The sequence below is a fragment of the Corynebacterium sp. CCUG 65737 genome (genome assembly GCF_024454115.1).
Classification (GTDB): Bacteria; Actinomycetota; Actinomycetes; order Mycobacteriales; family Mycobacteriaceae; genus Corynebacterium; species Corynebacterium genitalium.
Window position 1 is genome coordinate 70,001 of the sequence record NZ_JAGPZB010000010.1, and the last position, 25,302, is coordinate 95,302.

Annotated in this window: 19 protein-coding genes and 1 tRNA gene; 6 read left to right on the forward strand and 14 right to left on the reverse strand. The window is 64.5% G+C overall.

The features are described from left to right. Window positions 1-197: 197 nt before the first annotated feature. The 7 genes from KBX17_RS08725 to trmB all read right to left on the reverse strand — a co-directional run bounded on the left by KBX17_RS08725 (window position 198) and on the right by trmB (window position 8,427). Window positions 198-590, reverse strand: coding sequence for a DUF3054 domain-containing protein (locus tag KBX17_RS08725; RefSeq protein WP_005288110.1), 393 nt, complete (start codon window positions 588-590; stop codon window positions 198-200). Window positions 591-727: 137 nt separating this feature from the next. Further along, window positions 728-2,050: a cyclopropane-fatty-acyl-phospholipid synthase family protein gene (locus tag KBX17_RS08730; RefSeq protein WP_005288113.1), complete on the reverse strand. Its 1,323-nt coding sequence runs from the start codon at window positions 2,048-2,050 to the stop codon at window positions 728-730. Between the two features lie 9 nt (window positions 2,051-2,059). Further along, entirely contained in the window at window positions 2,060-3,586 is a 1,527-nt protein-coding gene (locus KBX17_RS08735) for an FAD-binding protein (protein WP_370687018.1), read from the reverse strand. Window positions 3,587-3,686: 100 nt separating this feature from the next. Then, window positions 3,687-4,709 carry a YbhN family protein gene (locus KBX17_RS08740; RefSeq protein WP_256019435.1) on the reverse strand — a complete coding sequence of 341 codons (1,023 nt, stop codon included), beginning with the start codon at window positions 4,707-4,709 and terminating at the stop codon, window positions 3,687-3,689. After that, a complete protein-coding gene (locus KBX17_RS08745) occupies window positions 4,702-6,978 on the reverse strand; it encodes an MMPL family transporter (protein ID WP_256019437.1) in 2,277 nt (758 codons plus the stop codon). The genes KBX17_RS08740 and KBX17_RS08745 overlap by 8 nt, the downstream gene beginning before the upstream one ends. 8 nt (window positions 6,979-6,986) lie before the next feature. Continuing rightward, window positions 6,987-7,658 (reverse strand): NYN domain-containing protein, encoded by a 672-nt coding sequence (locus tag KBX17_RS08750; protein WP_005288123.1) that lies wholly within the window; start codon window positions 7,656-7,658, stop codon window positions 6,987-6,989. Next, entirely contained in the window at window positions 7,651-8,427 is a 777-nt protein-coding gene (trmB, locus tag KBX17_RS08755) for a tRNA (guanosine(46)-N7)-methyltransferase TrmB (protein ID WP_256003841.1), read from the reverse strand. Before trmB ends, KBX17_RS08750 begins: the two co-directional genes overlap by 8 nt. Before the next feature lie 189 nt (window positions 8,428-8,616). Between trmB and KBX17_RS08760 the strand changes: the two genes are divergently transcribed. Next, entirely contained in the window at window positions 8,617-10,431 is a 1,815-nt protein-coding gene (locus KBX17_RS08760) for a phosphoenolpyruvate carboxykinase (GTP) (RefSeq protein ID WP_256019438.1), read from the forward strand. Between the two features lie 305 nt (window positions 10,432-10,736). Here the strand turns inward: KBX17_RS08760 and KBX17_RS08765 are convergent, their stop codons facing one another. Further along, the gene (locus KBX17_RS08765; protein WP_256019440.1) at window positions 10,737-11,507 is read right to left on the reverse strand and encodes a class I SAM-dependent methyltransferase; all 771 of its coding nucleotides are present in this window, start codon (window positions 11,505-11,507) and stop codon (window positions 10,737-10,739) included. Between the two features lie 34 nt (window positions 11,508-11,541). On the opposite strand from KBX17_RS08765, the gene KBX17_RS08770 reads away from it, so the two are divergent. After that, window positions 11,542-12,627 (forward strand): glycosyltransferase family 4 protein, encoded by a 1,086-nt coding sequence (locus tag KBX17_RS08770; RefSeq protein WP_255998686.1) that lies wholly within the window; start codon window positions 11,542-11,544, stop codon window positions 12,625-12,627. Window positions 12,628-12,780: 153 nt separating this feature from the next. Here the strand turns inward: KBX17_RS08770 and KBX17_RS08775 are convergent, their stop codons facing one another. Both KBX17_RS08775 and KBX17_RS08780 read right to left on the reverse strand, forming a co-directional pair. Beyond that, complete coding sequence (locus KBX17_RS08775; protein ID WP_256019441.1) at window positions 12,781-14,355, reverse strand: hypothetical protein; 1,575 nt, start codon at window positions 14,353-14,355, stop codon at window positions 12,781-12,783. Then, window positions 14,339-14,914, reverse strand: coding sequence for a DUF3068 domain-containing protein (locus KBX17_RS08780; RefSeq protein WP_256019443.1), 576 nt, complete (start codon window positions 14,912-14,914; stop codon window positions 14,339-14,341). Before KBX17_RS08780 ends, KBX17_RS08775 begins: the two co-directional genes overlap by 17 nt. Here KBX17_RS08780 and KBX17_RS08785 point away from each other — a divergent pair. Beyond that, window positions 14,913-16,043, forward strand: a complete 1,131-nt coding sequence (locus KBX17_RS08785; protein ID WP_256019444.1) for an acyltransferase — start codon at window positions 14,913-14,915, stop codon at window positions 16,041-16,043. The genes KBX17_RS08780 and KBX17_RS08785 overlap by 2 nt on opposite strands. A gap of 181 nt (window positions 16,044-16,224) precedes the next feature. Here the strand turns inward: KBX17_RS08785 and KBX17_RS08790 are convergent, their stop codons facing one another. Both KBX17_RS08790 and KBX17_RS08795 read right to left on the reverse strand, forming a co-directional pair. After that, entirely contained in the window at window positions 16,225-19,317 is a 3,093-nt protein-coding gene (locus tag KBX17_RS08790; RefSeq protein ID WP_256019446.1) for an alpha-(1->3)-arabinofuranosyltransferase family protein, read from the reverse strand. A gap of 8 nt (window positions 19,318-19,325) precedes the next feature. Next, a complete protein-coding gene (locus KBX17_RS08795) occupies window positions 19,326-19,529 on the reverse strand; it encodes a DUF2613 domain-containing protein (RefSeq protein ID WP_005288147.1) in 204 nt (67 codons plus the stop codon). A gap of 273 nt (window positions 19,530-19,802) precedes the next feature. On the opposite strand from KBX17_RS08795, the gene KBX17_RS08800 reads away from it, so the two are divergent. Together KBX17_RS08800 and KBX17_RS08805 are read left to right on the forward strand one after the other, a co-directional pair. Further along, window positions 19,803-20,969, forward strand: coding sequence for a glycoside hydrolase family 3 N-terminal domain-containing protein (locus tag KBX17_RS08800; protein WP_256019447.1), 1,167 nt, complete (start codon window positions 19,803-19,805; stop codon window positions 20,967-20,969). Window positions 20,970-21,080: 111 nt separating this feature from the next. After that, a complete protein-coding gene (locus tag KBX17_RS08805) occupies window positions 21,081-22,700 on the forward strand; it encodes a VanW family protein (protein ID WP_040424120.1) in 1,620 nt (539 codons plus the stop codon). 6 nt (window positions 22,701-22,706) lie between these two features. Here KBX17_RS08805 and KBX17_RS08810 read toward each other — a convergent pair whose 3' ends face one another. Continuing rightward, the gene (locus KBX17_RS08810) at window positions 22,707-23,429 is read right to left on the reverse strand and encodes a triacylglycerol lipase (RefSeq protein WP_005288154.1); all 723 of its coding nucleotides are present in this window, start codon (window positions 23,427-23,429) and stop codon (window positions 22,707-22,709) included. Window positions 23,430-23,639: 210 nt separating this feature from the next. After that, a tRNA-Gly gene (locus KBX17_RS08815) sits at window positions 23,640-23,713 on the reverse strand. 99 nt (window positions 23,714-23,812) lie between these two features. On the opposite strand from KBX17_RS08815, the gene dcd reads away from it, so the two are divergent. Then, window positions 23,813-24,376 carry a dCTP deaminase gene (gene dcd, locus KBX17_RS08820; RefSeq protein ID WP_005288157.1) on the forward strand — a complete coding sequence of 188 codons (564 nt, stop codon included), beginning with the start codon at window positions 23,813-23,815 and terminating at the stop codon, window positions 24,374-24,376. Window positions 24,377-25,302 lie beyond the last annotated feature (926 nt).

Here is a 25,302-nt window from a genome sequence, read left to right on the forward strand (position 1 = left end):
CCCATATCCCCGTCGGTTCGCAGCAAGGCGTTGACCGGCGGGGTTTCCCTTTGTCGAAAGCGGTGAGGTCACTGGGGGGATGACGGATAGGGTTCGTGGGCCGTTGTTGTGCCTCGATTCAGCGTCAGATCCGAGGCAGATTGGATGTAAAAGAAAAGTCGGTGACTCTCCGTAGGTCGCCGACTAGTTCGCTCTTACTATCGGGCGAGCACGCCAGAGATGCCGCGCCACCCCAACATCAGTAGCGCCGACATCACGCACGCCACGATGACGAAAGACCAGTGCGGCAGTGCCTGGTTCCGGATACCCCAGATAGCCAGTCCGGTGACGACGGTGACCAACCAGATCAAAGGGCCGTGGCCGGTGGCTTTGGTAGTCCCAGTGTCTGCGGACGGTTCGGTTGTGCGCAGGCCAAACTCCACGATGACCCAGCCTAGGGCGACTCCGATAGCGAAAGGCCACACAGTGGAGGCCCAGCCGGCAAAGTTGAACGGCATGTCGTCTGACTGGTGGGCCAACCGGGCGAGCAGAGCGAAGATGGCGATAGCGAGGAAATCCAGGGCGACGGCGGTCGGCTTAGTGATCTTCATGTTCTCGACTCTAGCCCCCTGAAAGCATGCATTCGGTTTGCGTGCCTGGCAAATATGGGCCTGAACAGTGTTGCTCGATGCAAACGGTTCGAAACATGTGGGGGGAGCTAGGCTGCTTGCCTGATGCGGCGGGCGGGTTAAAAGACGGAGTCGTTCCACCAGCGGCGTTCGGGTGTGCCGGCGCGTGAGCCGTCGTGGGCTAGTTTGATGCCCACGATTTGGTGCAGCTCGACGACATCATGTTCGAAGCCCCATTCAGAACCGGCCATGTACATTCCCCAGAGTTTGGCGGTGTTTTCCCCGACGAGCTCGACGGCCTGATCCCAGTTGGCCTTGAGGTTCTCGCACCAATCGCGGAGGGTGCGCATGTAGTCGAGGCGGATGTTCTCTTCGTGGAAGACCTCGAATCCGTGATCCTGCATGTTCTTGACCACGGTGCCGGAGCCAGTGAGCTCACCGTCGGGGAAGATGTAGCGGTCCATGAACTCGCCGCTCTTTGTCTTGTGGTTGTCGGGGTAGGTGATGCAGTGGTTGACTAGGACGCCACCGTCTCGAAGCTTGCCTGAAAGGAACTCGAAGTAGGAGGGGTAATTGTCCACGCCGATGTGCTCGAGCAGGCCGATCGATGAGATCGCGTCGAAATCGGTCTCGTCGACGTCGCGGTAGTCGAGGTAGCGGACCTCCGCGAGGTCGGCGAGGCCCTCCTCCTCAATCGTGGCCTGTGCCCACTCGGCCTGTTCTTTGGACAGGGTTACTCCGAGTGATTTCACGCCGCGGCGGGCAGCATAGCGCACCATGCTACCCCAGCCGCAGCCGATGTCGAGGTGGCGGTCGCCCGGTGAGAGGTGCAGTTTTTCAAACACGAGGCGGAATTTGTTCTCCTGCGCATCATCCAGGCTCGCATCAGGCGTCGGATAGTAGGCGCAAGTGTAGGCCATGGAATCGCCGAGGAAGAGTTCGTAGAACTCGTTGCCGACGTCGTAGTGGGAGGAGATAACATCCGCGTCGCGTTCTTTCGAGTGGCGGGATAACCCTTGGCGCACGCGGCGCTCGAGCCATGACGCCTGCTCAGCTTCGGGGATTGGCTGAATCTGAATCGCACCCATGGAGCGCAGCGAGCGTGCGATGCGCAGGCCGGTGGCGACATCGGGGCGCTCGAAAGTGTCGTACAGGGTGCGCAGGTCATCGAAAATGCCGTAGGGGTGCGCGAGGTGCTCGCCTTCGACGGTGAGTCCACCGGTCACCCACGCCCGTGCTAGACCTAAGTCGCCCGGGGCGGTGGCAATATAGGACAACCCCTCGGGGCTGCTCACGCACACAGTGTGATCGGCGTTTTCGGGGCCGGTGGCCGATCCGTCGAAAGCTTCCCAGCGGAAGGGGTTGCCGGTGGGGAAGAGGGTGTCCACGATCTCTGCGACGGTCATGGGGGTGAAAGAGCTGTGCAGATTGTCAGTGATCATGGTGTCCTCCTATGCGTTGTCAATTGTCTTTTCGTACAGGCCCGGGAACCTCAGCTCTGGGTCGTAGCGCTGCTTCATCTGCTCCGGCAGATCACCGCCATAGAGGTTCTTGAACTGGGAGCGGCTGTAGAACGCCTCCGAATACAGTGATTTGTGCCCGCCCAGCTCTGTGACTTTCGCTTCAATGATCTTGTTAAAGGCACCCGGTTCCTGTTTGTCAGACACGTGGTCGGCGGGCACGCCTGACCAGAACCCGACGTTGACCCATGTGGTTCCCGGTTTGAGCGGGTACAGCGGCCACGGTTCGGATTCGCTGAATCCGACCCCGGAGAGTTCCTCCACGCCTGCGCGGAGGCGGATCGGGCATAGCCACACCGGTTCGATATCGCTGGCGCTGAAGAACCAGGAGAGGAACTCGGCGACGTGGTCATCTGTGACCTCGATGTCTTGGACTACTCGTTCAGTGCGGGGCAGACCTTTCGGCTTCTTCAGGAACCGGTATTCGAGGTCGTATTTCTTGTCCGCGCCCACCAGTTTCCAGTAGAAGGAGCTGCGCCGTAGCTCCCGCGGCCACACCGCGCGTACCTGCGGATGTTGGGCACCGAATGCTCGGGAGCACCAGAACCAGTCGGTGTCCCAACGCCAGATGTAATCGCGGATGGTCAGGTAGTCGTGTTTCGTGCCTTCCGGGTGTTGGATCGAGCGGTAGTAGATCCCTTGCCGGGTGTAATCGGAGGTGCCGGCAGCGGTGTCAACCTGAAACGCCAGTACCAGGTACTGCTCTTCGGGGGAGAAAGCAACGGCATCGAGACCGTGCAGGTCGCGGCCTCCCCACTCCCCCGACGTGGCCAGCTGCGCCAGCGCCGCCTGGAACGTGTCTAGGTCGCTGTAGCGAACATGCTTTAGCTCAATGAACGGGGCAACCTCCTCCAGTTCGATCTTCAGCCGCACGGCGTAACCGAGAGACCCGTAGGAATTCGGGAAGGCACGGAACAATTCGACGTTGCGTTCGCGCGAGCACGTGAGGATCTCTCCGGTCCCGATGATGACGTCCATTTCCAGGACGGACTCGTGCGGCAGACCGTTGCGGAAACTAGTTGATTCCACGCCCATTCCAGACACCGCGCCCCCGAGGGTAATGGTCTTCAACTGCGGCACGACAAGCGGTGCCAGCCCGAACGGCAGTGTTGCGTCGACGAGGTCCTCGTAGGTGCACATTCCTTGCACATCGGCAGTTTTTGCGACGGGGTCAACCTCGATGACACCCCCGAGGCCGCTGACGTCGAGACCGGTCCCGCCGCCAGCGCGCGAACGGAAGAGATTCGACGTGCGCTTGGCTAAGCGCACACGCTGCCCGCCGGGCACGGCAACGAAGCTGCTCGTGAGCGTATCGACGCTTCCTTGATGCGCATTCCACCCCACCGGCTGAATGCGCCGTCCGTCCATGCGTGGGGCGCCGGCAATTCTCGTCGCTGTGTTTGCGGCGGCATTTGTGATTACCCCCGCTAGATTGAGCAAGCCCGGAGTAGCACTCATAGTTGCCACTGTAGACCCCTTCCTTACGTCGTGCGCAGCAAGCACGAGGGGCTAGGGAACCACAGGGTGCTCACGACGGGAGCGGGAGTACCGCGACGCCTCAATCGGGCCCGTTCGCCTGCGGCCTGCCGAGCATGAAGCCTTTTCCGGCGTAGACCAGCAGGTAAATCCCCCAGCCGATGAGCGTGATGAAGGCGAAAGAGATGATCCGGTAGACCAGCGTCGCGGCGGTGGCGTGGACGAGGGTCAATCCGGAGGCCACCAGGGAGGCTGTGGCGACAGGTTCGACAGTGCCCACGCCGCCGGGGGTGATCTGGGCGGCACCGGCGAGCTTGGTCATGATGAACGCCAGCGCGACGCCCTGGATCGTGGTCTCACCCGGGCCGGCGGTGAAACCGGGGGCGGACAAACCGCTGGCGGCGGTGACGGCCCAGACGGAGAAGTAGAGGGTGGCTACGTCGAAAAGCTGGTTGAGCAGAGAGAACGTCGCGGCGGCGACAAACTCGGGCACCGTCATGCGGATCGCGGAGAGCTGGTTGATCACGGTCAGAACCCGCAATTCAACAGCCGGCGGAAGGACCCGCGCCCACCGGGTCAGCACACCCGGGTTGAACGCCGCCCAGAACACCAGACCAATGGCCACCAGCGCCACAACGAGCGAGCCGACAAGCGCCCACACCGACAACCGCGCGCCGAGGAAGATCACGGCAGCGATGCCGATGACCACCATCCACACGGTGGACAGTGCCCCGGAGATGACGAAGAACCATCCGCACCGTCCGGTCGAAGCTCCCCAGGACCTATGCACCCGGTAGGTCAGCCATGCGGACAGTGCGGGCCCGCCGGGAATAGAGGTGGACCAAGCATTACTGGCCAGGGTGATGGCGGTGCAGTTGGGGAGGGTGGCGCGGACGCCATCGTCGATAAGCAAAATGCGCATGACGGCGGCCATGGCCACGATCGCGAGCAACGAGGTGACCACCGCCGCAAAGATGGGGGCGGGGTTGGCGTGGCGCAGCGCGGTGAACGCGTCGCCGAGGAAGTCCAGCTCGTTGCGGAAGGCGAACAGAAGGACCGCCAGCACGACGACTGGCGCAATCCATCCGATCCACCGCTTATCCATTCAACCGCCGCATGAGCTCGTCGAAGGGGATGAGGTCCGCGTCCTGGTCGACGGTGACACCGGAGCGCACGTGACGGTTCGCGGCGACGGTTCCGCTAACGGGAATGTCGCCCGTGTACGGGTGCGTGTGCGCGGTCGGGGTGGGGTCTGAACCTTCGCCGAAGGACTCGTAGACCTTCTTCACCCAGCGCGGCGCCCACCAGTTGTCCTCGCGCAGCTCGTGCATCACCGCAGGCACAAGCAGCAAGCGGATCAGCGTCGCGTCGAGCGCCAGCGAAATGATCATGCCGTAGGAGATGTACTTCATCATCACGATCTCGCTCAGCGCGAACGCCGCAGCCACAACAATCATGATCAGCGCCGCGGCGGTAATGATGGAGCCCGTGTGCGCGGTTCCATATTTCACGGCATCGCTTGTCGACGCCCCCTTGTGCCGCGCCTCCACCATCCGCGACACCAAGAACACTTCGTAGTCGGTGGACAACCCGTACAGGATCGCAATGATGAGGACGAGCACGGGGCTCATCAGCGGACCCGGCGTGAACCCGAGCAAGCCCGAGCCGACGCCGTCGACGAAGACGAGGGTGAGGAAGCCCAGGGTCGCGCCAATGCCCAGGACGTTCATGATCACGGCCTTGATCGGCAGAATCATCGAGCCGAACAGCACCGCCATGAGCAGGAACGTGGCCGCGACCATGTACAGCGCCATCCACGGCAGGCGGTTCAGCAGCGCCTCGATGGACTCGACCTCCATCGCCGGGGTGCCGGAGACGTAGAGGTCCACGCCTTCCGGCGCTTCGATGTCGCGCAGCTGGTCGACGACGTCTTGGCCGCCGTTGCGGTCAGCCAACGTGCCCGACAGGACCGTCGTGCCGTCCTGTGTCGGCTTGGACGGTGCCAGCGGGGAGGCCAGGCCGGTGACACCGCGGGTTTGCATGACGACGTTGACAAGCTCCTCGTTCGACGCCCCCGCCACCACGAGCTTGACGGGGTCGGTGCGGAAGGCGGGGAACTCCTCGTTGAACTCGTCCTGGGCTTGGCGGACCTCGTTGCTGGGCGGGAGGTAGCTCTCGTTGATGCCGCCGAAGGTGATGCCCACGATCGGGAGGGTGAGCAGCAGCAATCCGCCTGTGACGGCAACGATGACAGCTTTGGAGTGGCGCATTGCCCAGGCGGGGATCTTGTACCAGATGGTGTCTTCAAGCCTGCGGGCCTTGCGCGAGGCGCGGCGGACCGACCACTTATCGATGCCGCGTCCTAGCATCCCGAACAGCGCCGGCAACACCGTCACCGAAATCACGGCGGCGAGCACCACCGCGCAGATCGCGCCGTACGCGACCGATTTGAGGAAGGCCTGCGGGAACATGAGCAAGCCGGATAGAGCCACGCCCACCATGAGCGCCGAGAAAAACACAGTCTTGCCCGCCGTGGTGGTTGTCTCCGCGACGGCATCTTCTATATCGGCAGGCGTGTTGCCGCGCCGGTCGAGCTCCTCGCGGAAGCGCGAGACCATGAACAGGCCGTAGTCGATGGCCAGGCCCAAGCCCAGCAGGGTGATGACGGACTGGGAGAAGACATTCACCTGTTGGAACTGCGCCAGAATAGACAAGATCGACATCGAGCCGATGATGGACAAGATGCCCACCACCAGCGGCATGCCGGCCGCCACGACACCGCCGAAAACGAACAGCAGGATGACGGCCACGAAGATGAGGCCGATGCGCTCGGCCCGGGCGATGTCGTCGGCCATGCCTTGGTCAAGGGCATCGGCTACAGCGGTGGCGCCGGCGACCTGGACGGTCGCGCCGGGGACCTCGATCGCTTCGAGCTGCTCCTCGAGCGCGCGGTAGTCCTTCAAGGTTTGCTCACCGTCGCCGGCCAGGCCGATTGCGGTGAAGGCCTTCGTGCCGGTCGCGTTAGCCAGCTGCGGGTTCTTCGCGTCGAAGTAGCTGGCCATGTGGTCGACTTCCGGGCGGTTCTTCAGCGCGTCAATCTGCGTCTTGGCGGAGTCGAACACGGCCGGGGAGGCCACGCCTTGCTCTGCCGTGACCAGCAGGATCACATCGCCGGCGTTATCGCGGCCGAAGGTCTCTTCCTCGATCACAGCCGCGGTGGTGGAGTCCGCGTGCGGGTCCTCCCACCCCTCCTGCGACAGGCGGTCGCCCAGCTTCGAGCCCCACAACACCTGCATGAGCAGGATGATGGCGATGACTACGACAGGGATGATCCTCCGGTGCCGGTAGGCGATGCGGCCCCACGTGTAGAACAAGAAGCCTCCTAACCTTTGTTGAGCAGAGCGGAAAGCGGGCGGAAAGGCTGCAGCCAGGCGCCGTCCTCCGGCAGCTGGTCAAGGTTGACGCGCGGCAACGGCTCGCGGAACACGCCAGGAATGTCCTCTAAGTCTACGAACGTGATGGCAGGGGAGGTGACTGCCCAGCTGGCGTGTTCGTGGAAACCTAGGACGGTGGCGGGCAGGCCGTCGGCGGAAAGCTCGTCGAGAAGCTCGTGGAAGTTCTGGCCGTCGGCGGACGCAACGACCACGCCTTGCAGTACTCCTTCTGCGCGGCGGCGCTCGATGTGCTCGATCATTTCGCCGTCGACGTCGGAGTCGTCGTCAGCCTTCGGCTTGGCAAAGACCGCGAAACCGACATTGCGCAGCGCCTCGACCCACGGGCGGACCACGTCGGCCGAGCCGGGGGAGACGTTGGTGAACACGGTGGCTTCCGGCTCGATGCGCCGGCCCGTGCGGGCAGAAAGATCTTCGGCTTGGTGGACCAGCCAGCGGCCGATTGCGTCGAAACGCGGGCGGTGCGAGGACGTGGGCCGCCCGCCCAGAATCGCACCCAGGCCCATGTCCAGGTTGGGGGCGTCCCACACCAGCAGCAGGCTGTCCGGACCCGCCTCTGCGCCGGGCGCGTAGGGGTGGGTCATGTTGTGAAGGTCATTCATTTTTCTTTTCCCAGAGGTATTCGCGAATAACGTGTTCTTTATCCAGGCCTTTGCCTTCGAACTTCGTAATTACTTGACGGTTCGTCAATATGGGTGCATTCTCCCACGGCCACCCCTTGTATTCGAGCATTGGCTCTACATTGACCAGCTCATCAATCCATTCTGCGTAGTCCGCATGATCGGTCGCGACGTGCAGCACACCGCCCGGCTTGAGCCGTGTGGCAATGAGATTGAGCGTCCCCGACTGAATAATGCGCCGCTTGTGGTGGCGCGCCTTCGGCCACGGATCCGGGAAGAAAATGCGCACGCCGTCGAGCGACTCCGGCGCGATCATCCGCGCCAGCACCTCCACGCCATCGCCGCGCACCATGCGTATATTCTCAATCCCGCCGCGCACCACCGACCCCAGCAGCTTCGCCAACCCCGGCTTATACAATTCGACGGCGATCACGTTCGTGTCGGCTTCCAGCGGCGCCATCGCGCTTGTCGACGTCCCCGTCCCCGACCCAATCTCCACCACCGTCGGGTGCCCAGCGCGGCCGAACCACTCGTCGTAATTGATGTGCTGCTCGTCTTCGGTGTTTTCGAGAACAACGCCGAGCCGCGGCCACCATTCGTCGAAAAGCGCTTGCTGATTCTCAGTGAGCGTGCCGCGGCGGAACGTCACCGACCCGAGGCGCGGATAATCCAGCCCCGTATCAAATTCAGTCTGCGGAGGGCGGCCGTGCGGAAGTTCACCAATAGATTCAGTCACGCTGACATTGTCCACTATGGCTGGTGAAAGCCCGAAATTTAGGCGCCACCTTATTTCGGGGGTGTGTAATCTGTGCCAACAACGCGCTTAAATGCGAGGTTCGCAACTGCCAGCGGAATCCTACGATCGTCGGATACGCTGGGGTTAACAAAAAGTTCATTTTGTAACGCCGAGAACAGTAACCGCCGAGTGTGAGGAGAGTACATGGCTACCGCAGTGAAGGGCCTTGAGGGTCAGGCCCCCACCGAGAACGAGCAGCTGATTGCGTGGATCAACGAGGCAGTAGACCTGTTCCAGCCGGACAACGTGGTTTTCGCGGACGGCTCCCGGGAAGAGTGGGACCGCCTCGCCGCTGAGCTCGTGGAAAAGGGCACGCTGATCAAGCTCGACGAAGAGAAGCGCCCGAACAGCTTCCTCGCCCGCTCCCACGCGTCCGACGTGGCGCGCGTGGAATCCCGCACCTTCATCTCCACGCCGACCGAGGACGGTGCCGGCCCGACCAACAACTGGGTCGCTCCGGACGAGCTCAAGGCCGAGATGACCGAGCACTTCCGCGGCTCCATGAAGGGCCGCACCATGTACGTCGTGCCGTTCTGCATGGGCCCGATCTCCGATCCGGACCCGAAGCTGGGCGTGCAGCTGACCGACTCCGAGTACGTGGTCATGTCCATGCGCATCATGACCCGCATGGGCCAGGAAGCCCTGGACAAGATCGGCCCGGACGGCGACTTCGTCCACTGCCTGCACTCCGTCGGCGCTCCGCTCGAGCCGGGCGAGGAAGATGTCGCATGGCCGTGCAACGACACCAAGTACATCTCCCAGTTCCCGGAGACCAAGGAGATCTGGTCCTACGGTTCCGGTTACGGTGGCAACGCCATCCTGGCGAAGAAGTGCTACGCCCTGCGCATCGCGTCCGTCATGGCGCGTGAAGAGGGCTGGATGGCTGAGCACATGCTCATCCTCAAGCTCACCGACCCGGAGGGCAAGAACTACCACATCACCGCGGCATTCCCGTCCGCGTGCGGCAAGACCAACCTGGCTATGATCACCCCGACCATCGAGGGCTGGTCCGCGCAGGTCGTGGGCGACGACATCGCATGGCTCAAGCTTCGCGACGACGGCCTCTACGCCGTCAACCCCGAAAACGGCTTCTTCGGTGTCGCCCCGGGCACCAACTACGAGTCCAACCCGATCGCCATGCGCAGCATGGAGCCGGGCAACACCCTGTTCACCAACGTCGCCCTGACCGACGACGGCGACGTCTGGTGGGAGGGCATGGACGGCGAGGCTCCGGCCCACGCCATCGACTGGCAAGGTAACGACTGGACCCCGGAGTCCACCACCCCGGCCGCCCACCCGAACTCCCGCTACTGCGTGCCGATCTCCCAGTGCCCGGCCGCTGCCCCGGAGTTCGACGACTGGGAGGGCGTGAAGGTCGACGCGATCCTCTTCGGTGGTCGCCGCCCGGACACCGTCCCGCTGGTCACCCAGGCCCGCGACTGGAACCACGGCACGCAGATCGGCGCGCTGCTGGCCTCCGGCCAGACCGCGGCATCCCTGGAGGCCAAGGTCGGCTCCCTGCGTCACGACCCCTTCGCCATGCTCCCGTTCATCGGCTACAACGTCGGCGACTACATGCAGAACTGGATCGACCGCGGCGCCGAGGGCGGCGACCGCATGCCGTCCATCTTCCTGGTCAACTGGTTCCGCCGCGGTGACGACGGCCGCTTCCTCTGGCCGGGCTTCGGCGAGAACTCCCGCGTCCTGAAGTGGGTTGTCGACCGTATCGAAGGCCGCGTCGACGCCGACGAGACCCCCGCCGGCCTGGTCGCTCGTGCCGAGGACCTCGACCTCACCGGCCTCGACACCGACATCGAGGATGTCCGCGAGGCCCTCGCCGTCAACCCGTCCGACTTTGAGACCGAATTCGCCGAGGGTGAGGAATACCTCCAGACCCTGGGTGACCGCGTCCCGCAGGAGATCTTCGACGAGCTGGAGAAGTCCAAGTCCAAGATCTAGGGGTCGGCGCGTCTGCTCGACGCGTCTGCGGAAAAGTTGACAAACTCGATTTCGCTCTAGAACGGAAACCGCTGGTCACAGCGGTTTCCGTCTTTTGGGCGGGGTCAGGATTGTCAACTTTTCCGCGTTCTCGGGGGCGAGTCCTGCAAACGTTGACAAACTCCAATCCTGCCTAGAGGCATCCGTGCAGGTCAGGGCGATTTCGGTGAGTAAATCGAAATCGAGTTTGTCATCTTTTGCAGCGGCGGCCGGGTTGCGCGGGGCGGGGGCTCGAGCGGCGGGGGCCGTGCGCCGGACGCGCCAGGCTACCGCGGTTGGAGGACCAGTACCAGGTTGGAGACTGCGAACTCGCGCAGGCCGGGCACCTTTGTCACCCACCAGGCCCAGCTCGGGTGGTAGCGGGGAAACGCGAGTAGTAGGTCGGCGACGCCGGCTTCGGTTTTCTGGTGGGACCAGGTGAGGCCCCAGGTGGTGGGGACGTCGAAAAGCGAAGTGCCCCAGACGTTCTTTGGGGGATGGCCGTGTTTCTTCTCGTAGCGGTGGCGGGCGAACTCGCCGCCGACGTAGTGCTGCCACAGGCCGGTTTCGTGGCCGCCGAAGGGGCCCAGCCACACCGTGTAACTGATGATGGTCAGCCCGCCCGGCTTGGTCACGCGCAGCATTTCGTCGCACATCGCGTCCGGGTCGGGGATGTGCTCCACGACGTTGGACGAGTACACGATGTCGAAGGCCTCATCGTGGAAGGGGAGGGCGGTGCCGTCGCCACGTACGGCGCCGTAGCCGGTCAGCCCGGCCGCTGACATCTCGGACACGCTCGGCTCAAGGCCGACATACCACGCGCCGGCCTGCTCGAACTCGGTGGCGAAGTAACCGGGGCCGCCGCCGACATCCAGCACGGATTGGCCGTGGAGGGGGCGGTTGGTGAGGTCGTGGGAGAGGGCGTCGATAAGCAGGCGGGTATCGCGCGCAAGCCCCCCGTAAAAGATGTCGGGACGTGACTGCTCGTGGCGAAATGACCGCAACAGCCCGAAAGAGCGCCGAAGCGTGGCCAGTCTGCGTGTGCGCGGTGCCTTCATTCCCGCCACTCTAGCCACGGTAAGGTGGACGGGAATGAAGATCCTCCTCCTCTGCTGGCGCGACACCACCCACCCCCAGGGCGGCGGCAGCGAACGCTACCTCGAACGCGTCGGCGCCTACCTGGCTGAACAGGGGCACGAGGTGGTGTATCGCACGGCGTCGCACACAGACGCTTCACGACGTTCGCTTCGCGACGGCATCCTTTTCCAGCGCCTCGGCGGCAAATACTCCGTTTACCTGCTGGCCCCGCTCGCGATCTGGCGGCAGCGGCCTGACGTGATTGTGGATACGCAAAACGGGATCCCCTTCTTCGCGCGGCTATTCACCCGTCGGCCGGTCGTCCTGCTCACGCACCACTGCCACGAGGAGCAGTGGCCGGTGGCCGGGCCTGTGATTGGGCGGCTGGGGTGGTTCCTGGAGTCACGTTTGGCGCCGCGGGTGTACCGGGGTGCGCAGTACGTGACGGTGTCGGAGGCGTCGCGGGCAGATCTCGTGTCGTTGGGGGTGCGCCGGGAGGACATTGCGATCATCGAGAACGGTGTCGACCCCGTTCCCGCTGACCTGCCCGTTCTTGGTGGTTCAGGTTTGCGGGTAGTGGTGCTGTCGCGTCTGGTGCCCCACAAGCGGATCGAGCAGGCCATCGATGCTGTGCGGTGGATCGACGGGGTGACACTCGACATCATCGGCTCCGGCTGGTGGGAAGACGAGCTGCGAGCTTACGCCGCCGAACTTGGCGACCGCGTCGTCTTCCACGGCCACGTCAACGACACCTACAAGCACGCCGTCCTCGCCCGGGCATCGCTGCACCTGATGCCGTCGCGCAAGGAAGGGTGGGGGCTCGCCGTGACCGAGGCCGCCCAGCACGGCGTGCCCACCGTCGGGTACCGCTCCGCCGGTGGCCTGTGCGATTCCATTGTGGACGGCGAGACCGGTGTGCTCGTGTCCACTGAGCAGGAGTTTCACACGGTGGTGCGTGGCCTGCTGGCCGATTCGGATCGGCGGGAAGCGCTGGGTTCGGCTGCTCGTACCTTCGCAGCGCAGTTCTCCTGGCAGGAGACCGGCCGGAAGTTCGCTGCGCTGCTGGAGGGGTTCGTTGGGGGCGGTGCCCGGGGGCGGTAGAGCGGCGAGCGGCTGCTGTCGGATGTGATCGGCTGGGGTGGACTGGGGCTTGAGAGGGTTTGAGCCGGCCGATACATTTTTAGTATCGCCTTCTAGGCTTCGCCTGCGGCGTTTTCCCAGGTGGGATTTCACCCGAGACGTCAGAAGGCGATACTAAAAATCTATTCCGGGGGTTGAGTGGCGTGAATCTGCCTCGGGCAGTCGCCTGCGCCGAGCAAAAGCATCCCGGCGAGAAGTGCCGCGGGCGGCGAGGCCGAGGAGCGGTACTGCGAACCAGAGCGCCAGCAAGCCGAGACCAAGCCCATTGCGTTTGCGGGCCGGAAGACCGGCGTCTTCGACAGTGAACCCGTTCGCGTCGGGGCGAACGACCAGGCCGACTTCGGGGTCGGAGTAGTAGCGGGCCGTGGCGGGGTCGTACTCGCCGGCCTCTGCACCTGCGAAGATCTCGTTTGCGGTGCGCCAGCGGGGGGAGGGGATGTCGGTTTCGGTGCCGTCGACGACGAGGGATCCCGATTCGACCACGTTCATAGCCTTCGTGGCGGGGTCGATGACCGGGATGCCGTCGGACCTCGTCAGGAGTGTTGGCCGGTCGACAAAGAAGACGTCCCGGCCACGGTGATCAATCTCGGGAACGGCGACCTCTACTGGCGCGAGGAGCGCCACCGCCCGTGGCGCGTCGGGGACCTGGAGCAGGGCGAGCACAAGAGCGACGGCGGGAAGGCGCAGGTCGACCACACGCAGCGAGGCCGCCGCCACGATGAAGGCGGGGAGGGCGAGGGCAGTGAACTTTTGGGCATCGCGGAGCAGTCCGCCGCCCGGAATCGTGGACACGAGCCACCCCATCGCGCCGGGGAGCAGCCACGACACCAGAGAGACAGCGAATCCAATGCCAGCCAGGATGAGAAGCGGGCGCGGCACTCGCCGGGCGGCCACGCAGAGCAGCGCGAACAACAGAACTCCTACCAGCGCGAACCCGACCTGCCGGGAAGCGGGGGCTGCGTCACCGTTCCAGATGCCGCCGAGCCCCATGAGGGTACCGAGGGTGCCGGCGTAGGTCTCTGCACGGGGTGCGAAGGCGGTTGCGGAGGCGGCGGTCGCGGTGGTTGTCCCGGATCCGAGGCTCAGCACGCTCGGCACCACCCATGGCAGGCAGCCCACCACACCGGCGACAGCTACATGCCATCGCCGGTTCACAGCGACCCCCGTGAGCAGCGCGAACAATCCGCCGGTCGGGGTAAGTGAAGCACTCCACATCGCCAGAATCTGCCCCGGCCCTCGACACAACGCCACGGCTGGCAGCAGCCAGGCCGCCGCAGCGAGCGACCATTGGCCCTGCAGAAGACGCTCTACCACGAAGGGGTTCCACACAGCGATCGTCATAGCAGCGGCCGAGGACCACAAGCCGCGGCCCGAACGCGCGCCAACCCACGCCGCCGCACCCGCCGCAGCCACCATGAACAGCGCCACGAACCACGTCGCCGGCACGACCGCTCCCACCACGGCGAGGACCGCGTCCTGCGGCGCGTTGCGCCCCGGCAGGTCTCCAAACCCCAGCGACGCGTGGGTCAGGTAGGGCCGCGGCAGCACCATCATGTCGCGCAGGGCCAAGGAACCACCGCCGAAAACGAGCAGGAAAGGCCAGGTCAACGACCCGACGAGGAACACGCCCCAGGCGACAAGCAGTGCCCGTTCGACCGGGAAGCGCGCACTGTTATCCCCGCCGGACAAGGAACACCGCCCCGGTCACAGCCGCCGCCAACGCCACGAGCCGGGCGACCACGGCTAGCAGCTGCAGCCACCACAGCACCCGCACCTTGGATTGCGCTTCGGCCACCTTCTCATTGCGGGTATCGGGGGAGAGGCGGGCGGGGCCGTTGGTGGCGTCGATAAGCGTGCCCGTGCGACGCTCAATTTCGTACGTGCGCCCGTCGCCGCTGAAGCGCAGCGTGCGTATGCCGCCGACGGTGCCGGGGCCGACGTAGTCGACGCGTGTGCCGTCGTAAATGTCGTAGCTGCGGCGGTCGGGTTCCCACGGGAAGAAAATGACCTGACCGCGGTTGGTTTCGCCGGAGTCGCGCGACATTTCCGCGTCGATGCCGTCGCCGGTGATGCGCGCTGACTTGCGCGGACCGGACACCTCGAACGTCTCTGTCGAACCATCGTCCCAGCTCAGCATGTAGGTCCCGTTGTCGATCAGCTTCATCGCGCCGATCACCGGCGGCGCCACGAAGTTGCCCAGCGCGAGCGCGATGACGAACACCGCCAAGCACCACCACAGACGTTTCATGGGACTCCTCTACAATTTCGGTATTACGAACACTAGCAAGCTGCCGGAGCTCGAGGGCCTGCGCGCGGTCGCCGCCCTCGGGATTGTGGTCACGCACGTTTCGTTTCAGACCGGGTTGGGGTCGCGGTTGCTGGAGCGTTTCGATTATTTCGTCGCTGTGTTCTTCGCGCTGTCCGCGTTCCTGCTCGCGCGTGGTCCTCGGCGGCGAGGCTATTATCGACGGCGCTTCGCCCGCATCGCGCCCGGTTACCTTGCGTGCGTCTGCATCGTCATGGCGGCGCTGCCCTCCCTGACCGGGTTGTCGCCGTTGCAGGCGGTGGCGCAGGTGTGCATGCTGCAGATCTACGTGCCCGAGGGGCTTGTTCCGGGACTCACTCAGCTGTGGAGCCTCTGTGTCGAAGTAGCGTTTTACCTGGTCTTGCCGCTCTACCTCGTGCTGGGGCCCCGCGCCCGCGGGATCCTGCTGCTCGCGGTCGTCGTGTTCGGTTTGAGTTGGCCGTGGTTGATCACGCTTATCGACGCCCCCGTCAACCTCCAAATCTGGCCCCCCTCCTACGCACCATGGTTCGCGGTCGGGCTGCTGTGCGCGGAGTTCGAGCGCTTATCCGCGGCACCGCCCCTGACCCGATTCACCAGCTTCCGCTGGATCTTTCCGGTCGTGGCCCTCGTGGTCGCGTGGGTGTCTGGCCATCTCGGCCCGCCCGGTCTGCAGCACCCGACGCCGGCTGAGTTCAACGTGCGCGTCATTCTGGGAACGGTGTTCGCCGCACTGTTCGTCGTTCCGTTCGCGCTGGCGCCGTCGACCGGGGCCGGCCGGCACTCCAAGCCACCGTTCTTGGCCGGGCCCGTGATGAGCGCGCTGGGGAAGTGGTCTTACGGGATCTTCCTCTGGCACGTCGCCGTGCTGGAGATGGCGTTTCCAGTGCTTGGGGTGGACTTGTTCAGCGGCAGTCTCCTGGACTTCGCCACAGTGCTGGCATTCACCGTTGTCGTGTCTGTGGCCGTGGCGTACATCAGCTACGTGCTTGTCGAAGCCCCCGCCATGCGCCTCATCCTCGGCCGCCCACCGACACATGCGGCGGGTCAGGGCAGGCGGGCTAGGCGGACTGGGCGCGGCCGCCGGCAGTAGCAACCCCAGAGCCCCGCAGAATACTGCTCGCCCATATGCGCTTGAATGCATGCTTTTGACCAGCGCGTTTATGTGAGCAGTATTCCGGAAAAGGCCGAGCAGTATTCCGGGGATTGGGTGGGTGCTCGTTCGCGGGGTCTGCGGCCACTCCGCATTGCGGAGTCCCCGGGGGTTTTGCAGACTACTTCCGCCGCCACCACGCGCCGGCAAGGCTGGCGATGGCGACGCACCCGGCTATCGTCACCAGCACCGAGTCACCCGCGTAGTTGGCGGCAGGCCAGGGAGCGCGGGCGAGCCAGAGACCCATGAATCCCACAGCGCCGGCTGCGAGCGACCACCCGGGAATCAAGGTGAAACGGCGGATGAGCAGGGTGACCAACCATGCGCCGACCCCGTACCAGCCACCGACGAGGGTGGTCGCGGCGAGCGTGGCCAGCGCGGTCACTACCTGGGAGGCCCACGCGGCGGGGGCGGCGGCAACATTAGCCGCGAAAGGTGCCGCAGCCGAGCGCGGCCGGCGCGAGTCGATCCACAGGCAGGCGGCAACTCCGAGCAAGCTGAGCGCCCCGCCGAAAACAAGGCTGAAATAGAAGAATCGAGACCCGGCGAAGGACATGCTGAACTCGCCGGCCAGGCCGGCGGGGACGGTGAAAGCTTGCATGCCGGAATCGATGCGCGTCGGCTCGAGGGGGACGTCGCCGATGAAACCGCGCAGCCCGGAGTTGTAGGCGCGGGCGGTCATGATGATCCGATCCCGATCGGAAGCAGGACCGGAAGCAGTGACGGTGCCGTCGAAGGGCTCCCACGGCGAAGCAGCAGCGCCGGATTCAGCACCCGCGCGCGTCAAGGCCACGGTCTCGGATTTGGTCACAATGGTGTGGCGGCCAGCGCTGAGGGTGACGGGGCCTGGGGGGCGGGGTGTGCCGTCGATAAGCGCGCGGGTGGACAGCTCGAATGTGCCTGCCTCTGTCTCGAAGGAGCGGTGCAGAAGCTCGGTTGCGGGGAAAAGTCGCTGGAAGAAGTAGGTGTCGGCGATGCCGTCGACAGTGACGATGCGGCGCACGCCGAACTCGAGTTCGCTGATACCGACGGGTTCGGTGAGCTCGATGGTGACCGAGTCGCCCTTGATATCGACCGCTTCAGGCTCGTCGGCGCGTAGCTCGAGGGTGCCGCTGTCAAGGGTGCCGGACCAGTGCACGGTCGTGTCGTCGGTCGCGGTGATCGTGAACGCGCCGGGCTCACCGTCGGCCACGGCCTCGATCCACGGGTCGCGGTCACCCGGCGCGGGGTGCCACGCGGTGTCCTCAATGCCGTCGAACGCGCTGTTCAAGGACTTGGATGGTTTCGCGCCGCCGAATGCGTCGACGTCCGCGGCGCTTGACGACGCCCGACCAATCCCCTCCTCACTCACCCCCACAAGGCGACCCTCAGAGGGGTAGTCGGGGAGACGGTTGTGCACGTCGCCGCCCTCCCAGATGTCGTCCTCGATGGTGCCGTAGGGCAGGTGCGCCGTTGTCGGGCCTTTGAGCGTGCCGTAATTGCGTTTCACCAGGGCGGGGGTGTCGGTGATGATGTCGGCGTCTGCAGGCGAGGCGGTGAGGGTGCGCGGGGAGTAGCCGAATTCGCGGTCGAGCAGCGGCAGGACTTCGCCTCCGCCGGCGACCGCCGCGGGGTCAGCGCCGATCATCATGCCGCGCTCGCGGTCGAACAGGTAGACCGAGAGGTCACCGAAGACCTTTGGCTTTCCGAAGCCTTCAGCGAGCTCAGGCAGCTCGGGGTCGGCAGCGAGATCCCCGCGCACCACGACGGCTCCAACACCGATCGAACGCAGCGCCTCTGGGTCGAGCGCGGCGATCTGGCCGTCGAGGCCGCGGATGGCCTCTGGGTCCACAAGCGGGATGGCATCGCGGACGGCGAAGGGGACATCGGTGAGGGCCTGGATCGGCTCATCACGCGTCCAGCCCCAGGTCTGCCGCGCGAAGGATGTCGCCGGCACGACGAGAGTGCGGGTTCCGGCTGCCTCCTCATTGAGGAATGCAGCGGCGGCCTGCCAGTCCTCGGAGACCTCCGTCCACGTGCCTTCCGGCAGCAGCCGCAGCGTCCACGCCGGCGCAACCGCGATCACGGCAACGAGCACGACGGCCACAACCCCCGGCCCGCGCGGTTTCATCCGCGCTACCGCGTACCCCACGCCGAGGCAGATGGGCAGCCTGACCAGTGGATCGAGTTTGTGCAGGTTGCGGAAGGGGGCGAGGGGGGCGTCGAGAAGCGAAAGCCAGAAACTGGCATGCGTGCCCATGAGCGCAACGCCGAGGCACAGCAACACGATGGGGTAGCCGCGGCCTTCGAGCGCGAGCCCGGCGATGCCCAGCGCGGCGATCGCGAGCGTGGCCAGCACAAACACCGGCTCGGTGACCAGCAGATGCCCCGCGACGCGCTCGGTGTCCACGAACGGCGACCACGACGTTGTGCCGCGCAGCAATTCGGCGAGGTTGAGCCAGCGCGTGGTCACGAATGAGGACTCGATGAAGTCCGTGAACGGCGGCGAATAACGGCCGAGCACCAGCAGCGGCCCGATCCACCACGCACTGACCGCCGCGACACCGACGAGCCATTTCGCCAGCGCAGGCCACGCGCGCAGCCAGATGAGCAGCACGAACGCGGGCAAACACGCCATCATCGTCGCGGTCGCATTCACCGCGCCCATCAGCGCGACCGGGATGACCGCCGCCGCGACATTCGGCCTGCGCTGCATCAACGGCACCAGCGTCCACGGCACCAGCGCAACGGGCCACGCCTCCGACGAGATCGCGGTCAAGGTGGTCAGAATCCGCGGGCTCAGTGCGTACAGCGCTGCGCTTATGCGCGACCCACTCAACCGGTACATCCCCGAAAACGCCACCCCCATGACAACCGTCCACCACAACCGCTGCGCCACCCAATCCGGCAAAAATTCCGTTAGCAGGAAGAACAGGCCGTGCGGGAAGAGGTAACCGTAGGCCTGGTTCTGGATCTGGCCCAGCGTGAACGTGTCGGTGTAGGCCTGCGTGGCCTGGGCGAGGAAGCCGGCTGGGTCCGCCGACAAGTCGAACTTCGTGTCGGCGGCGGTGCGGCCTGGGGGTTGGAGGAAGGAAATGAGGGCCAGTACGATCCAGCCAATGAGGTGGGTGCGGGCCTCAGAGCTGATTCCGGCGAGAGGGTTTGGGTTGGTGCGGCTAGCGTGGCGGCCGGCAGGGCCGCTGGTACCGCGGCGGGGAATGCGCAGCGTGCGCATGGCGCCCTCTACTGTCGGGACCCGTACTCCGGCCCGCCGAGGACTGCCTGGTCAGCGGGAACGGCATTGCCCGCCGGGACCTGGTTCTGGCCGGAGAAGCTAGCGATGCCGATCACGCCCACAATCCCCAGCACAACGCCAGTGACAGTGCTGGCCAAAACCGGGCCGATGGAGCGGCGGGGCCAGGAAGCGAATCGGTTCGTCATGGTCATAGACCCTACCACGGCAGGTGTGCGAGGCCAGAGCCGTTGTGCAAGTGCGGCTGGGGTCTTCTCTGGGGTCCGGCAGGTGTCTGTGCAGGCCCGCTGCGGAAAAGTTGACGTCCGCCGCCGTTTGATGGAAAGGCCCCACTTTTTGACCTGCATGGACGGACCAATAAGCGGGTTCGCATGTAAAGTTTTCCGCAGTTTTGTCTCCAAGGGTCAGGGGCTAAGATTGTCTCGGCAATCAACCGGCCCCGTCCGGACCAACCCAAGGAGCGACCTGTGCACGTACGACCAGCAGCGGCCATCGCAGCTGTCGCGTTGACGTGCGCCGCATGCGTTCCGGGAGGTCAGCCCAGCAACGAGGAGGCTCAGTCCGAGCAAGTCCAGGTCACCGCAACGGAAACGAACGTGGTCACCGTGACACCTGTTCCGGAGAAAACCGAGGCTGAGAAGCGCGTGCCGGAGGACCTGCGCATGCGGGTGGCCTCGCTGATGGTGGTCGGTGCGGCGGACTATGACCAGGCCCGCGCCGCGCTAGAGCAGGGAGCTGGCGGTCTGATCATTCCCAGCTGGGCCGACCCGAAGCTGCTCACGGAGCCGGGCCGCAACATCAATGCGCTCCGCGAGGAGTTCGACCGCCCCTTCACCGTGGCCATCGACTTTGAGGGCGGCCGGGTGCAGCGTCACTCGGACGTGCTCGGTTCCTTCCCCGCGCCGCGCGACTTGGCCAATCAACCGCCGGAAGTCATCCGCGGCACCGGTTACGACATCGGGGTCACGCTGCGCAAGCACGGCATCAATGTCGATTACGCGCCGCTGCTGGACTTGGACGTCACGGACCTGGACATCGTCGGCGACCGCGCGTTCGGTCAGACACCGGAGCGTGTGTCAGAAGTCGCGACCCTTTTTTCGCAGGGGCTTGTCGACGCCGGAGTCACCCCGACCTTCAAGCATTTCCCCGGCCACGGCCGTGCCTCAGGCGACACCCACCTCACTTTGGCGGTCACGCCGCCGATCGAGGAGCTGAACGCCTCAGACCTGGTCCCGTACGGGACGGTGTTGCCGCAGTTTCCTACGGGGTCTGTCATGGTGGGGCACATGGTGGTCCCGGGGGTTGGTGAACCGAACACGCCGTCGTCGTTGAACCCGGCTGCGTACCGCATGCTCCGGGAGGGCAACTATCCAGGTGGGAAGCCTTTTGCGGGTGTCGCGGTGACCGATGATCTTTCCGGCATGCGCGCCATCACGGATCTCATGCCCACACCGGAGGCGGTGCGCCGCGCGATTGCGGCTGGGGCGGATCAGGCGCTGTGGTCGTCGGGAAGCGATCTGGGTCCGGCGATCGATGCGACGGTCGGTGCGGTCGAGCGCGGCGAGATTCCGGAGGAGCGGATCAACGCTGCTGCTGCGCGTGTCCAGCAGCAATTTATTGATGCCAACCTGTGAGTTGCTCGGCAGTCCACTAACCTTATGTGGGTGAGTTCTATAAACGCAGCTGGAAACGGGCAACGTAGCGGTTCGCGGACCGGCCGGATTGTGGCCGGATTCCTCGTCGGCATGCTCGTGCTGCTGTTGGGTCTGTACCTGGCAGACGTGGCGTTCAACCGGGGGCATGTCCCGCGCGGCACGACTGTCGGCGGTGTGGAGATCGGCGGCATGGAGCCGGCTGCGGCCGTCAGCAAACTCGAAGACGAGCTTGGCGGCGTCAGTTCCCAGCCTGTTAAAGCTGTCGCCGGTGAGCAGAGCACCGAGTTCGTCCCCGAACAGGCGGGGCTGAGCGGTGACTGGCAGCGCACGGTGGATGACGCCGGCGTGGAGTCCCTCAACCCGGTCTCCCGCCTGGCTGGGTTTTTCCGCAATAAAGAGGTGGACATTGTCTCCACGATCGACCACGACAAGCTGGTCGGTTCCGCTGAGCGCGTGGCTGGCGATCTGACCGTGAAACCGGAGGACGGTGCGGTGGCCCTCGAGGGCGGCGAAGTCAAGGTGACCGACCCGAAGGATGGCCAGGACGTCAACCGTGAGGAGCTCGAGCGCGCGATGTCGCTGACGTGGCTCAACCCGGACGGTGTCGAGGTCGAGCCGCAGGTGACGCAGCCTGCGATTAACGACGATGTGATCAAGCAGATCGTCGACGGCCCCGCCGACAAAGCCCTGAAAGGCCCGCTGACGCTCAAGGGGGAGCAGGACACCAACGCGGTGATCGAGAAAGACCGGATGGGTGAAGTGGTCACGTTCCGCAACGACCCCGAGGCGAAGAAGATCATCCCTGAGGTCCACGGCGCCAAAGCACAGGAGATCTTCGCCGAGCAGCTCAAGGACACTGTGACCAAGATGGAAAACGCCACGATCAGCGCCTCCGGCGAGGTCACTCCGTCCAAGGACGGCAACGAGATCAAGTGGGACGAGACGATGAAGGACTTCGACAAACGCGTGATCGGTGACGAACCGCGTGAGTGGGAGGCCAAATACGAGGCTGTCCCCGCCACCTTCAAGACGGAGGATGCGGAGAAGGCCACTTTCAACGAGGAGGTCGGCTCGTTCACCACCGGCGGGTTTGAGTCGGCGTCGGGGCACAACATCAAGATCGTTGCGCAACAGGTCAACGGCGTGATTGTCAGCCCGGGCCAGGAGTTCTCCCTCAACGGCTTCACCGGCCCGCGCGGTACGGCGCAGGGCTATGTTGAGTCCGGCATCATCATCGAGGGTCGCGCCGGGCGCGCGGTCGGCGGCGGCATCTCCCAGTTCGCCACGACCTTGTACAACGCGAGCTACTTCGCTGGCATGACGGACGTGGCGCACACGCCGCACTCTTACTACATTTCCCGTTACCCGCCCGGCCGCGAGGCCACCGTCTACGAGGGCGCGATTGACCTGGTGTTCAAGAATGACACTCCGCACCCGGTGAAGATTGCCACGGAGTTCGGTGGCGGGCAGATCACGGTGAAGATGATGGGCGTGAAGTCGCGCGAGGTCGAGTCCGTCAACGGCGGCCGCTGGGCGCAGACATCCCCGCAAACGCAGTCGTTGTCAGGCGACGGCTGCATCCCGTCGGGTGGAGCCCCAGGCTTTACGACGTCCGACACCCGCATCGTCCGCGACCTTGGCGGGTCCGAAATCTCCCGCGAAACCACAACGACTGTCTACGACCCGCAGCCGATCGTGCGCTGCGACTAGAGCCGGTTAACTGGGCGCAGTCTCACCCGGCTCGCGCTCTAAACCCCACAAGGTCAGCTCGGCCGTTTCCCTGTCGCGCGGCATGAGGGGATGCAGCGGGGCGCCGGGGATTTCCAGGTTGACCACGTCGGCGCCGTCGATAGGCGTGAGGATGGAGGTCTCCACAGGCGTGACCACGTGGTCGCGCCGGGAGTACAGCGAGGTGTACATCACGCGCGGATTGGTATCGGGCACAGTGGCGAGTTCGTGCGACCATTCCGAGCCCGCGAGTTGCTGTACTGCGCTGGGGCTGGCCATGCGTTCCCAGAACTTCGGGTTGCGGCCCGTGATGGGGTTGATGCGCGCGGCGTATCCGCGCAGGTCGGTGCCGTGGAAGTTGGCGCCCATGGCCACGACGCGCTCGACTCGTTCGGCCCCGCCGGCAGCGATGAACAGTTTGGTCAGCAGCCCGCCCTGGGAGTGGGCCACTACATTCACCTTCGATGCTCCGGTTTCACTCAGTACGTGGTCGACGTTCTCGCCCAGCTCGTCGACCATGTCCTCGATCCGCCCAGTCCCGGCGAGACCGGGGATGAGCATCCTGCCGTAGTCGTACCCCCAGACCCAGTGGCCGTGGGAGGAGATCAGGCGGGCGTTTCGTCGAAAAGCAATGGTGCGGCTGTTGATGCCGTGCACGTAGAGGACAGGTGTCGCGTGCTGGGCGTCGAAGCTGGGGTCGTTGAAGAGCACGCCCCTAGTTTAAATACCGCACGTGGAGGGAGGGTGGACCCCGGCTCGGTGGTGCCGGAATACTGCTCGGCTTTTTCTGGAATACTGCTCGCAGATTCGTGCTGGTCAGAAACATGCAAAAGCGCTAATGTTTGCCAGTAGTATTCCGGCCGCGGTGCGGCGGCGGGCGCCAGAACGACGAAAGGCCCAGGCGTGTGCCTGGGCCGAGAGTGGAGCCGGCGACGAGAATCGAACTCGCACTCTCAGCTTGGGAAGCTGATGTTCTACCACTAAACTACGCCGGCATGCTTTCTACCAGGTTAAATGGTGCCTGATGTGAAGCAGGCTCAATCGTAGCACCGCCACCGTGCCCTACGGAAAACGCCCGCATCTAGAATGAAGCCGTGCTTCTTTCAGACCGCGACATCACGACAGCCATCAGCGACGGCCGCCTGGGTATCGACCCCTTCGATGAGGCGAACATCCAGCCCAGCAGTATCGACGTGCGCATGGACAACCTGTTCCGCGTGTTCAACAACTCGAGGTACACGCACATCGACCCGAAACAGGAGATGCCGGATCTGACCACCATGGTCGAGGTGGAAGAGGGCGAGCCGTTCGTGCTGCACCCGGGCGAGTTCGTGCTCGCGGCGACGCTGGAGACCTTCTCGCTTCCCGACGACCTCGCCGGCCGCCTCGAGGGCAAAAGCTCCCTGGGCCGGCTGGGCCTGCTTACCCACTCCACCGCAGGCTTCATTGATCCGGGTTTTTCCGGCCACATCACCTTGGAACTGTCGAATGTGGCCAACCTGCCGATCACATTGTGGCCGGGCATGAAGGTGGGGCAGCTCGCGCTGTTCAAGATGTCGTCAGCAGCCGAAACGCCTTACGGTTCGTCGAAGCTCGGGTCGAAGTACCAAGGCCAGCGGGGGCCGACGCCGTCGAAGGCGTACCTCAACTTCCGGTGACCAAGGGATAGCGCTGGATTACCCGAGGTATACGGGCTGGGCCGCTAACTAGCACGTGTGCCTCGGGCCAAAGGCTATTGAGAAGCCGGCTTGAAACTCGGTGCCAGTGACGCAGCTGCTGCAGATTGAGGAGCGGTTCAAGGTGCGAGGCCCGGTTTCGTGCTTGCCTCAAGGTTTCAGCCCATGTGTAGGCCTGGTAAGCCGACGCTTTGAAGCCTTGGCTGAGAGCGTCCTCCCAAAGGTCGACGCGAGGGCCCGAACGCTGGCCGTTTAAGGAGGGCGGTTTCGGGATGAGCTGCAACCAGGTGCCGAATGATAGAGCCGCGACTAGGTCATCGTGGTTGGGGTTATCTTTAGTGCACCTTTCACGTGCTTTGGTTTCCCACCAGTATTTATACAGGGGCCGCTTGGTAGTAGGGCGCCATGAGCGTGGTGGAGTGCTCCTGACGATGTGCGATAACGGAACCGCTGGCTTTGTAATCCAATCCTTGGTGCCGATTTTTTCCTGGTTCCATATCCTCAGCTGCTGGTCGATGCAGTCGCGTAGGGCTACTTCCACAATCGATGTCGTGCTGGTAACTGCAGCCGCCGCTTCGATGTTCCATAAGTAGAGATCCAAGGCTGTGTAGGGGTTTGGTCCTTGCCCAGAGTCGGTCTCTGCCAAATAGGTTGCGAACCTGGGTGCCGGGATCCGGCTTATTACGTCATCCGCTATGCGTTTCTTCAACGTCCCCCCCCTTGCAGTGCCGCCCGATCAACCGTTATAATCCACAGTACAGCGCGGGAATCACCCGTATAGGATTTCAAACAAGCGGTCTCTTCTGGGGCCGCTTGTTTGATGTTTGGCGCGGGTTAAGGGTCAAAATGTGTGTCTGGCTCGGCGTGTCGTGGGGGTTAGATCTGGCCTTTTTGGATGCCGATTGAGT